Genomic DNA, 11,321 nt, shown 5'->3' with positions numbered 1-11,321 from the left:
AAAAAACAAGAAAGTGTTCATTCCTCACCGACCAACATTGCTGATTTCGCTATGCTCAATTTCGCTCGTTGGTCAATTCGTCACTCACGCGCCATTCATCCCACGCTCATTCGAGTGAGCGTGGGGCTTCTGTCGGGAAAGCTAAAACAGGAACCGTTATTTAGCTTGGTCTTTACGCTGAAATCCTCATACTCAAATCCAACCACTTCGACTGAGTAATCGGCGCACTACTAGAAATATAATCAACACCCGTCTGGGCCACAGCACGAATCGTGTCCAAAGTCACATTCCCTGAAGCCTCAATTTTCACACGGCTATCCTGCTGGCGAATCAACTGCACCGCCTGACACATTATATCCAGAGGCATATTATCCAACATAATAATGTCAGCTTCGTGTTGTAAAGCTGCTTTTACCTGATCGAGACTTTCCGTTTCCACTTCTATGGTCAAGGGATAAGGTATCTGAGAACGAATGCGGGTAATAGCCTCGCCAATTCCCTGTGCCGCAGCAATATGATTATCCTTAATCATCACCGCATCATCCAACCCCATACGGTGATTAATCGCCCCACCCACAGCCGTCGCGTACTTTTCCAACAGTCTCAGCCCTGGTGTGGTTTTACGAGTATCTACTAACTGAGCAGGTAAATCAGCAATTCGCTCTACATATCTATATGTAAGAGTCGCAATCCCACTTAGACGCATACCTAAATTGAGAGCAACCCGTTCCCCCATCAGCAGCGCATCCAGAGACCCCTGAATTTCTGCCACAACCTGTCCTGGTTCACACCATGCACCTTCATCTGTGACAGGAGCAAAGCTAACTTTCTCATTCAAAAGCTGAAACACCCTAGCCGCAATTGGTAAACCAGCAATCACTCCAGGGGCTTTAGCTATCCACTTGGCTGTTCCTGGGGTGACATTTTCGGCTAATAGACTATTAGTTGTGCGATCGCCCCGACCAATATCTTCCAACAACCAGCCACGCAGCAGGGGATCTAATACTATCCAGGGCGGTAAAACACCAAACTTGCTGACAATGCTCACAAATTTATCGTTTCCTTCTCAACTTCCAGGAATAATATAGCCTAGAATCCTTACCCCACAAGTATTTTTCTCTCGCATCGAAAAATCTGATTGTTAGCAGACCAGTTAGGAATACTCATTCAATCTGCGAATCAAGCGGGATAACTGACGAATGATATTTACCGCAATTTCGGGCGTTTCTTCAATCGCATCATAAAGTTGCTCTTGTGTCAATTCTAAACATTCACACGGCTCTAAAGTTGTGGCAGAGGCAGAACGGGGTTGTGTATCAAAAACTGCCATTTCTCCGAAATATTGTCCCTGTTCTACCTCTGCCAGTTTTTTCTCGCCAATGTGAACTTTAACTTTACCAGACACTACAATGTAGAGCGATTGCCCTTGTTCTCCCTGTGTAAAGATGGTGTAATTAGCTGGAAATGATAGTTCATCCATCACTGAAGTCAGGCGGACGATAAAATCATCCCGTAATTCCTTAAAAATTGGGACTCGCCTGACGAATAATAAACGGTCAACACTGGTTAACATGATTCGCGGTTAAAAAATACACACTAAAAATCATCAACTCTGTATATATAGCTAGGTTAACACTAACTTAGTGAGAGCGGGATGAGCTATAACTGCATTTGTCGGGTGCATGATGACAGAAGATATATGTGCCAATTCCGTAAGTCCTGATAAAATTGGTTTTGCAGATAGGTTGGCTACCAAGGAATGTTGTGGAAATGGATCTGGCGACTATTCATAGTATTCTTAGGGTTGTGGTTACTCCTTGATTTGGGTTCCCGCCTAGGAGCAGAGATTTTTTGGTTTGAGGAAGTTGGCTATCTACAAGTATTTTTGCTGAGGTTGGTGACTAGGGGTAGTTTATGGGTACTTGTGGCGAGTATAAGTGCTGTCTATTTACTGGGAAATCTGACTCTAGCGAAATGGCTGAAATATCCCCGTGATCTGAAAATTGAGCCAGTCAGGCGTGAAGAATTTAAACTCAGCAATGACCTGAAAGACTTTCTAGCTCCACAGGATTCCAAAGGTGATATAATCCTTAGTCATGATCGGCGGCGGTTTCCAGGATTAAGATTACGTTGGCTGCTACCTCTAGCTTTGGGATTGAGCTTATTGGTAGGATTGATACTGGCTTACTACGGTGAAATTGCCGTTTCTTACTGGAATTTGAAAGTTAACCAGGCTAATCTACCCGTAACCGCCTTGTTTGAACCAGAGGTAATTTGGCAATTGGTGCGTCAAATTATCTCCCAAGTTTGGTATCTTGGCTTGGTTGTGGGAATAGCGATCGCTCTATTAATTTATCCGCAATTTTTGCTCAGGGCGATCGCCATTGTGTTATCTGTCTTATTTGCTCAAGTCCTATCGCCACACTGGCCAAAAGTCCTACAATATTTCCATCCCACTTCCTTTAACAACATTGAGCCTTTATTTGGTCAAGATATCAGCTTTTATGTCTTCGCTCTCCCAGTTTGGGAACTGCTGGAACTCTGGTTAATTGGACTATTTTTATCTGGCTTTGTCGGTGTCACCCTCACCTATTTATTATCGGGAGACAGTCTCGGACAAGGAATTTTTCCTGGATTTTCACAACAGCAGCAACGTCATTTATACGGTGTCGGCGGATGTTTGATGCTCGTGATGACTTTGAGTTATGGGCTGAATCGTTATCAATTACTCTATTCCCGGCGTGGGGTGAGTTATGGTGCTAGCTACACCGATGTCACAGCACAGTTGCCAGCTTACACTATTTTATGTGTTTTGGCATTCGCGATCGCCTTTTACTTGTTGTGGCGAACCATCTGCTGGCGACCTAAATCACAGTATCGCCAATTGGTGTATTACGGCTTAGGAATTTATTTCATCCTGGCAATCATATCTGATCTGATTTTACCAAGTGTGGTGCAATATTTATTTGTGCAGCCCAATGAATTACAACGGGAGGAACTTTACATTCAGCGTACTATTGCCTTGACTCGCCAGGCATTTGATTTAGATACAATTGATGCTAGGATATTTAATCCCCAAGGTCAATTAACAGAAGCTGATATTAAAGCCAATGACCTGACAATTCGGAATATTCGCCTCTGGGATCAGCGACCGCTGTTACAAACTAACCGTCAGCTGCAACAAATTAGACCATATTATCGTTTCCCCGACGCCGATATTGACCGCTACACCCTGGAAACAGATATCACCACAGATGACAAAGAACCTACAGTACGGCGGCAGGTATTAATTGCAGCCAGGGAATTAGATTATACTGCCGTACCAGAACAAGCTAAAACCTGGGTAAACAGTCATTTAATTTATACTCACGGTTATGGGTTTACCGTCAGCCCTGTGAATACAGTCGGACCAGGTGGGCTACCAGAATATTTTGTCAAAGATATTAGCGGCGATAGTAGCGCCCTGACGACATCCAGCGCCGCCATTCGTGAAAGTATTCCCATTGGGCAACCCCGAATTTATTACGGCGAGATTAGTAATACTTATGTGATGACAGGCACAAAGTCGAAAGAATTAGACTATCCCAGTGGCAGTGATAATGCTTACAATACATACGATGGCAGGGGTGGGATTAATATTGGTACACCGTGGCGCAGGTGGCTATTTGCTAAGTATTTGAAAGATTGGCAAATGGTATTGACGCAGGACTTTGTACCAGAGACAAAGGTTTTATTCCGACGTAATATTAAGCAACGCATTCAGGCGATCGCACCCTTTTTAAGATACGACAGTGACCCCTATTTAGTTGTAGCCGATGCCAATCCCGGTGATACCAAAGAGCAAAATTATCTCTACTGGATTATTGATGCTTACACCACAAGCGATCGCTATCCCTACTCAGATACAGGTACTGAAGGCATAAACTACATTCGCAACTCTGTAAAAGTAGTGGTTGATGCCTACCACGGCACCGTTAAGTTTTACGTTGCTGCTACCAACGACCCGATAATTGCTACCTGGCAGAGCATATTTCCCCAACTGTTCCAGCCTCTTAGTACCATGCCTGCAAATCTCCGCCAGCATATCCGCTATCCGGTAGATTTCTTTAAAATTCAATCTGAGCGGTTGATGACCTACCACATGACCGACCCTCAAGTATTTTACAACCGCGAAGACCTCTGGCAAATCCCCAACGAAATTTATGGCAGCGAAGCACGTCCGGTAGAGCCGTATTATTTGATTACCAGCCTACCAAATATGCCCTTTGAAGAATTTATCCTACTTCTGCCTTACACTCCCAAACAGCGGACTAATTTAATCGCTTGGTTGGCAGCGCGATCAGATGGCAATAACTATGGTAAATTGTTGTTGTATATCTTTCCTAAAGAACGCCTCATTTACGGCACAGAGCAAATTGAGGCGCGGATTAACCAAGACCCGGTGATTTCTCAACAAATTTCCCTGTGGAATCGCCAGGGGTCAAAAGCAATTCAGGGCAATTTGCTAGTTATTCCCATTGAAGAATCCTTGCTTTATGTTGAGCCAATATATCTAGAAGCTACACAAAATAGCTTACCCACACTAGTTAGGGTAGTCGTAGCTTACGAAAACCGAATTGTGATGGCACAAACCCTAGAACAAGCATTACAAGGAATCTTCCAACCACAAGCGACGCGGGAGCCAGCAATTATTCGTCCTGTGGAGGAAGCATCCCCCCCTAGTTAGTATTGGATTATAGAGAAAATGCCGAAAACCCTTGAGGAACAGGCGCACAGCGCCATATTCCGTACTTCAGGCAAAGGTTTGGATAATCCTGGACAAAATAGGTAGTAGTCTGTCAATTTTGTTTTGAGGGATTTTTGGTAGTGTGAGCGTCTCGCTCACGCGGGCAAGATGCCCGCACTACAGTCCATCATTTTTACCTTGACAGAGTAGTAGGGGAGTGTCAAGTCCTAATCTACCTGTCCACTGCTATAGTTTGGGAAGAGTCAAAACAATCCGCGATAACGGATAAAAACCAAAATAACCGCCCAGGACCCCAAAGCAACTTTGATTGCGACCAGGATATTGAGTAAAGGTACAACCCCCCCACTAAAAAGTGCGCCCATCTCTCCGTGGGGTAATTCTAATCCGCACAAAGTTATAACTGCCAGTATAATGAAAATCAGCACCGAAATTTTTTCCCAGGTAGCAGCGTGCCAGCGCTGGTAAATCTCCTGCATCCACTCCGGTGATGAGGTAATCGCCACAAGACCAATCGCAGTTCCGCCAGCCACCCCAGCCGCAAAACCACCACCAGGGGTCAGATGTCCGCGAATCGCCAGCTCGATACTCACCAAAGCGCTAATGGTTGCGCCCAGACGCGCCAAGACAATTGATGGTTGATCGGTGAAATGATAGATCGCGCAGGACGGCCTTTCATTAGCCAGGAGAAAATAAGCACCCATAATGGCGATAGTAAATACCACTACCTCGAAGATAGTGTCATACAAGCGATTCCTGAGAATGATAATTGTCACCGCATTGGGTATGCCACCATCTTTGACAATGGCGTCAACTATAGAGAAATCGTTATCTGGTGCAGGATTCGGCAAGACGAGCATTTTCACATACAACGCTATCCCTGCAGCAATGTAGACCCATTTCATTAATGCTTCTCCCCTGAATCTGGTGTATTTACATAGGTTATAATTGTTGCAGGTGACGAAAGTTCACTTTGCATAATGTCATAGACGCGTTTAACCCGGATGGCGGTATGATAGGGTAGGTTTTCGTCCCGATTCGTTACTGGGTATTGATCAGCCGGTTCTGGTCTGACACAGGTTGCATGGACTTCTTTCTCCATCAGCGCCCGTTGCAAGGCTTGGGTATTCGGGTAGGGAACGAGATCTAGACGCATCTGGCGTTTGCGAAAAATTCTGCGTAACTCATCCATCAGTTGCCCAAAATGGCGATCGCCTTTGCCCTCTGGCTCACCTGCTGAGTCTTCGATAACACCAAGACGCATGACCAACGAAGAACGCACGGCGATCGCATAGAGAGTTATTGCCAACATCGTACCCACTAATGCCTCCGTCAAAGCCACATCCGGCGCACCCAAAAGCACATATAACAATGCTGCGACGGCTCCCAGTATTCCCCGAATTACCAGGGCATTGTACGGATTGACTTGGAGTATTAGCATACAAGCAGACAAGGGCAGCAAGGCAGTGATGAAATAGATAAACAGATCGTACTTATTCATCCTTACCCCCAGTAGTAGAACAATATGCCAATACATACCCCAACATCGTGTTCCACATTGCCAAACAGATGATACCCAACAGAAGTAGCGGCCATTCTCTAGGGATCTTCAGCAGCAACCCAAAGACGATACTGATTGAGCCTAGGGTATCGGAAACCGAAAGAGTATGCAGCTTGAATAATAGCGATCGCTTGCCCAATAGGAAAGATGTCCCCCAAAACCAGAAGACAAGCCCTATAACTATGCAGGTATAACTTAAGAAGTTGATCATACATCACTCATGCGTTTAAGGACATTTGCCAGCAGCATTAAGGCCGCATTACCTACACTCAGGATGATTACCCCGACAATGCCGATCATCCAATCATCACGGAAAACGGATACCACCAGGATCATGACTGCAGTTTTGGAGGAGATACTGGAAAATGCCAACATCTTTTGCCAAACAGCGTCATTTCTCCAAGCTTCGTAGATGGGTATGAGCAAGGCGACAATCATGGCTATGACGATGAGATTCATGGCTTTTTCCTCCGTTGAATCCGGTGTACTTCATACCAGCCATCTTCGTGGTATTTGACAACAATGGTTTTTGGTGTAAAGGTAATGATAAATATGTCTAGGAAGATGAGTGCTGATGTCCTTCTTTCTGGCACACGTTCCATGACGATCACTTCTTCGGTATGGGGACGGAAAATGATTTCCAATGCCTCAATATACGCCTGGGGAATTGCCACTATAATCTCACGTAACACCCGTAGCCAATCCTTTAATACTCCTACGGCTTTGGGGCGTCCCGGTAAAAGAAGGGAGATAATGACACCAATGATGATATTTACCAAAGTGAAATTGGCAGTGAGCAAGAACCAGATAGCCAGTCGCAATAGCAAATTTAGATATCCAGTCATGCCAACACCATCCAGAAGATGACAACTAACATCAGACTCATAAAACCGATGAGATGCTCAAATTGCTCAAGTAAACGCGGTAACTTGACTACTAATCGTTGAACAATGAAAAAATATACTAACCACCCAATGGCAATGGTTGCGAGTGCTTTGATAATGTTTTCGACAGTATACGCCTGATAATATACAACGTTGGCGACAATCAGGGCACCAATCAACAGGATGACACCAGGCCAAAAACCTCGTTTTACCTCATCTGTTCCCCCACGGGGTAGAAATATGAATTTGGCAAAGGATATTGCTGTGCCCACAGATGCAACGTTCATGGCGATAACTTGCCAAGATTCGAGATTCTTCATTGTCAACGTCTTAGCCCCAAAGCCAGACAACAAAGGAAAGCCGGATATCGATAAACTGGCTATTGCCAGGGCAATCCAAACGGCGGTATTAATTGGCTTATGTTGTAGTTCCTTGAAGTTGCGACTGGGTAAGACCCCGGCGATCAAAAACAGCGCCGATTTCACCAAGCCGTGGGTCAGAGCATAAAAACCGCCAACTATAGGTGCTGCGAGGATAAAGCCTAACTGGGAAACAGTATGAAACGCCAGCATTCGCTTAGTATCTTTTTCAAAGATGGCATAGAACACTCCGAGAAAAGCTGTCCCAATACCAAAGATTCTGATTATCGGGTCAATCTCATCCAAAATCAGGGCACAACGTACTAGAGGATAGACTCCAGTTTTGACAACGACTCCCGATAACAAGGCTGATACCGGCGTTTCCGATTCCGAGTGAGTCAACGGTAGCCACAATCCCGATACAAATACCCCACCCTTTACCAGTAGCCCCAAAAATATCAGAGCAAATGCTTCTGGTGGTGCGCCGCGTAAGGCGGAAAAAGCAAATGAATGATTTGTCTGATAGGCTAGTACCGCGCCCACCAGATAAAATAGCATGGATACATTACTGACAAACAGATAGCGCAACGCCACCCAAATCGAGCGATTAGTCCGGGGATAGGCAATCAGGAGAAACGCAGCAATACCGCTCACCTCTAAAGCCACGTATAAACTGATAAAATCTGTAGAGGCAAACGCCGCATTGACGCTGCCATGCAACATTATGGTCTGCGCGTAAAAAAAAGTTGTCTTATCGCTTTGCCAACAGTAAAGGATAACCGCAGCCGTTACCAGGGCATTTGTTAATATAAAGTAGCCGGTCAATTCGTCGAGTATTAAGGTGACACCGAAGTGATTCAGTAATATCAGCGGTTCCAGCGGTGACTGAGCAATAAATAACTGCGACGCATATCCGGCCGAAGCAAGAGCCATGCACAGGGCGAGGTATTTGTCAAGTTTCGGGAGCAGATAAATGATAAACCCCACCAAAAACGGTAGTGCAATCCAGATGATGGTAATAGTTCTCATGGGGTATTGTTTTTCTCGATTTCGTTGCTTTCCAATGTGGGATTATCCTGTGACAACTTCATGACACCGACTAGCATTAGGGCTTGAATCGAAAAGCCGATCACAATCGCCGTTAATATGACCGCCTGGGGAACCGGATCGGCGTAAGCGCCCTTTTTGACGGTTGATAAAATAGGTGTGAATAATCCCTCTCGTGATGCGATCAGGACGTAATAGGCGATAACCCCCGTACTCATGACATCCATCGAGACGATTTTCATCACAAGGTTCTTTTTTAGGAGAATGCCGAAAAATCCGCACAATATTGTGGCGAATATGCTTGCTTCTAACACAGGAATTGTATGTTGGGTAAGGGTTAACCGTAATTAGCCGAAAAACAAATTTTATATTTAAATATGTTCGCCACAATCACGGCATTTAATGTGGGTAAAGCTTTGATATAAAGTCATTTCACCAACTTCTCACTAGCAGAAAGGGAGTTTATGTTTTCGGTTGACATTGAGGTAATTTGGATAAGGTTCTAGACATATGCATGAGTTTAGACACTAATTTATAGTGTTTATCATAAATTTACACGTGTGTTATATCAACAATAGGTGGTATGCGGTACCCAAAGCAAGAAACTGCCATAGCTAGTCGTTATGAACTGCATAGAGAAATACAATGATCAAAAAGGGTTGAGCTTAAACAAAAAAGCCCCAGGCTTCACCCATTTGCGTAGTTTCTCGCAAACAAGGGAAGCAGGGGCAGAATTATTGTTTACAGCAATTTTCATGCAATAACCACAGATTCTCTGAGGGCGCAAGGCCTTACGTCCCAAAGGCGTGGTGTATTTACAGGAAGATGCTGTAAGTTAAAAGCTTTGTTTAGAAGCCTGCGATAGCCTAAGTAATGTATTATATTTGAATTGCGGAATGTGGGATTTAGATTCATCTACGACCTTTTTTGGAAATATCTAATCGTCAATTCCGTGAATTTTAATAGTGTTGTCGCTACTACCACTGACAATAGCTTGTTTAAGCTTGATAAGCTTTGCCTTATAGGGCTTTCACCCTGATTGATGTTTAATTACCATAAGGGGATCGGTAGAGCCAAAAGTATTTATCCGAACATGATGTTAAGGTATTAGGACTTACGCATTGACAAAAAACACAAAATATGTGGCTCCAAAAAACCGGAGATGTCGTAGGGGTTTAGCATTGCTAAACCCCGAAAACGCGGGTCTGTTTATAGCGTTTCTCGCCCTAGTGAGGTACATCGGTAAGGGCACGGCAGTGCCGTGCCCCTACATCGCGTGATACAATTTTGTACCTCATCTGAATAGGAAGTGCTATACCATCAAAGTAATAATTAATCAAAGCCTGAAACAACGTATTTTGGTAAAAGCATACCATGACAAATTTGTACAGTGCGTAAGTCCTAGGTATGTCCTCCCCCAAATTCTCTAATTGATGGTTTTTACCTGTTGATGTCTAAATCCCCAACAGGTAAATTATGAATTATGAATTATGAATTAGTTTAATTCAAGGATGGTTTAGCAAAGATTGTCAGCAAGACAGGCCCTAATAAATAGTAATGACCTACAGATAATAATCCAGCAGATGAGCCTAGCTGTTCGCGTTGTTTGGGGCTGTAAAATCTTGTTTTACCCAGAAAACCTAAGGTGAATTGAACTTCTGGTTCATTTTTCACAGTTGTGTCAACTAAATAGAATCGTCCACCAGGTGAAAGCACCCGCGCCACTTCACTTAAAACCTGTTGTGGTTCTAAATAGTGCAAAAAACTGATAGTGTTGAAAACTGCATTAAATTGACCTTCAGCAAAGGTCAGAGATTCTGCTTTTCCCTCAATATAAATTAAACGGGGACGATGGCAGTTATTCTGTCTCGCTATCCGCAACATTTTAGGGGATAAATCTAATCCGGTACCACGCAAATCGGGAAACTTAGCCGCAAGGCGTTCAAGTAGGCGTCCAGTACCGCAACCTAAGTCAAGTACATTTGGTTGTTCGGGAAAGTCTACATATTCCAGCAGGCGTTTGTGGACGGTTTGGTAAAACACTGATGGAAGCAGCCAGTCGTAGCTTGGCGCCCATTTGTCAAAAACCTGCTTTTTATTGGTGATAAATTCTTGAGTCATCAGTTTTCGCAGCTTATTTGCACTTTACACCTCAATGGGTGAGGTTTAAGCCGCGCCTCCAGGAATTGGTTAACAAGACAAATTCACTCTAGCCTAAACCTACCATTCTTGCTCAATAAATCCGGAATGTAGGAATTGGAGTGTGTTGTTGTATTTGTCGGGTGAAAATGAAACATTTAACCAGTGAAGAATTCAGGAACTGCATAAAACCACATAACCCCACAGTATCTATTAATAGGGGTTTAAACCTAACAGTTCCAACTAACTTGGAAATTTTTAATTCTCAGGAGAAAATTTATGACCGAGTTATCCGCGCCGAGCAAGCCCCTAAATTCTATTTATGGGGGCTAGGCGCGGGCGATTTCAATCTCTACGAGACGCTGCGCGTTAAGCGTAGCTATTTGCCGCAGGCTTTACGCCGTCCCCATTCCTCAACAAGTACTGGCGGTAATTCCTCGGTTTGCAGCTTCATTTTTTATGTTATCCCAAGCTGTTGGAGTTAAAAAAACAGTCCTTTTGCCTTTGATTTCGTCGTGATAAACTGGTTGATTTTTAATCCTTTTTATCCCTTTTTTAGTTGTTATCATAATAACTAACTGCTATAC

The 11,321-nt window shown here is 44.0% G+C and carries 12 protein-coding genes; 1 reads left to right on the top strand and 11 read right to left on the bottom strand.

The window, feature by feature from the left end; all coding sequences use genetic code 11:
* Nucleotides 1–172 precede the first annotated feature (172 nt).
* Both nadC and HEQ19_23705 read right to left on the bottom strand, forming a co-directional pair.
* Nucleotides 173–1,048: a carboxylating nicotinate-nucleotide diphosphorylase gene (gene nadC / locus HEQ19_23710; GenBank protein ID WYM03574.2), complete on the bottom strand. Its 876-nt coding sequence runs from the start codon at nucleotides 1,046–1,048 to the stop codon at nucleotides 173–175.
* Nucleotides 1,049–1,153: 105 nt separating this feature from the next.
* Nucleotides 1,154–1,573, bottom strand: a complete 420-nt coding sequence (locus tag HEQ19_23705; GenBank protein ID WYM02051.1) for a cyclic nucleotide-binding domain-containing protein — start codon at nucleotides 1,571–1,573, stop codon at nucleotides 1,154–1,156.
* A gap of 186 nt (nucleotides 1,574–1,759) precedes the next feature.
* Between HEQ19_23705 and HEQ19_23700 the strand changes: the two genes are divergently transcribed.
* Nucleotides 1,760–4,726, top strand: coding sequence for a UPF0182 family protein (locus HEQ19_23700; protein WYM02050.1), 2,967 nt, complete (start codon nucleotides 1,760–1,762; stop codon nucleotides 4,724–4,726).
* A 263-nt stretch (nucleotides 4,727–4,989) separates the two neighbouring features.
* Here the strand turns inward: HEQ19_23700 and HEQ19_23695 are convergent, their stop codons facing one another.
* The 9 genes from HEQ19_23695 to HEQ19_31295 form a co-directional block, all read right to left on the bottom strand.
* Entirely contained in the window at nucleotides 4,990–5,649 is a 660-nt protein-coding gene (locus tag HEQ19_23695) for a Na(+)/H(+) antiporter subunit B (protein ID WYM02049.1), read from the bottom strand.
* Entirely contained in the window at nucleotides 5,649–6,245 is a 597-nt protein-coding gene (locus HEQ19_23690) for a DUF4040 domain-containing protein (GenBank protein WYM02048.1), read from the bottom strand. Before HEQ19_23690 ends, HEQ19_23695 begins: the two co-directional genes overlap by 1 nt.
* Nucleotides 6,238–6,516 carry a monovalent cation/H(+) antiporter subunit G gene (locus HEQ19_23685; GenBank protein ID WYM02047.1) on the bottom strand — a complete coding sequence of 93 codons (279 nt, stop codon included), beginning with the start codon at nucleotides 6,514–6,516 and terminating at the stop codon, nucleotides 6,238–6,240. Before HEQ19_23685 ends, HEQ19_23690 begins: the two co-directional genes overlap by 8 nt.
* On the bottom strand, nucleotides 6,513–6,764 hold the full coding sequence (locus HEQ19_23680; GenBank protein ID WYM02046.1) for a hypothetical protein: 252 nt from the start codon (nucleotides 6,762–6,764) through the stop codon (nucleotides 6,513–6,515). The genes HEQ19_23685 and HEQ19_23680 overlap by 4 nt, the downstream gene beginning before the upstream one ends.
* Nucleotides 6,761–7,150 (bottom strand): Na+/H+ antiporter subunit E, encoded by a 390-nt coding sequence (locus HEQ19_23675; GenBank protein ID WYM02045.1) that lies wholly within the window; start codon nucleotides 7,148–7,150, stop codon nucleotides 6,761–6,763. The genes HEQ19_23680 and HEQ19_23675 overlap by 4 nt, the downstream gene beginning before the upstream one ends.
* The gene (locus tag HEQ19_23670; GenBank protein ID WYM02044.1) at nucleotides 7,147–8,577 is read right to left on the bottom strand and encodes a cation:proton antiporter; all 1,431 of its coding nucleotides are present in this window, start codon (nucleotides 8,575–8,577) and stop codon (nucleotides 7,147–7,149) included. Before HEQ19_23670 ends, HEQ19_23675 begins: the two co-directional genes overlap by 4 nt.
* Complete coding sequence (locus tag HEQ19_23665; protein WYM02043.1) at nucleotides 8,574–8,909, bottom strand: cation:proton antiporter subunit C; 336 nt, start codon at nucleotides 8,907–8,909, stop codon at nucleotides 8,574–8,576. The genes HEQ19_23670 and HEQ19_23665 overlap by 4 nt, the downstream gene beginning before the upstream one ends.
* Before the next feature lie 1,186 nt (nucleotides 8,910–10,095).
* Complete coding sequence (locus HEQ19_23660; GenBank protein ID WYM02042.1) at nucleotides 10,096–10,716, bottom strand: methyltransferase domain-containing protein; 621 nt, start codon at nucleotides 10,714–10,716, stop codon at nucleotides 10,096–10,098.
* Nucleotides 10,717–11,147: 431 nt separating this feature from the next.
* On the bottom strand, nucleotides 11,148–11,303 hold the full coding sequence (locus HEQ19_31295; protein WZI66999.1) for a hypothetical protein: 156 nt from the start codon (nucleotides 11,301–11,303) through the stop codon (nucleotides 11,148–11,150).
* Between the last annotated feature and the right edge of the window lie 18 nt (nucleotides 11,304–11,321).

It is taken from the genome of Gloeotrichia echinulata CP02, assembly GCA_038087035.1.
In the GTDB taxonomy this organism is placed as follows: Bacteria; Cyanobacteriota; Cyanobacteriia; order Cyanobacteriales; family Nostocaceae; genus Gloeotrichia; species Gloeotrichia echinulata.
This window is presented reverse-complemented; position numbering and strand designations above follow the sequence as displayed.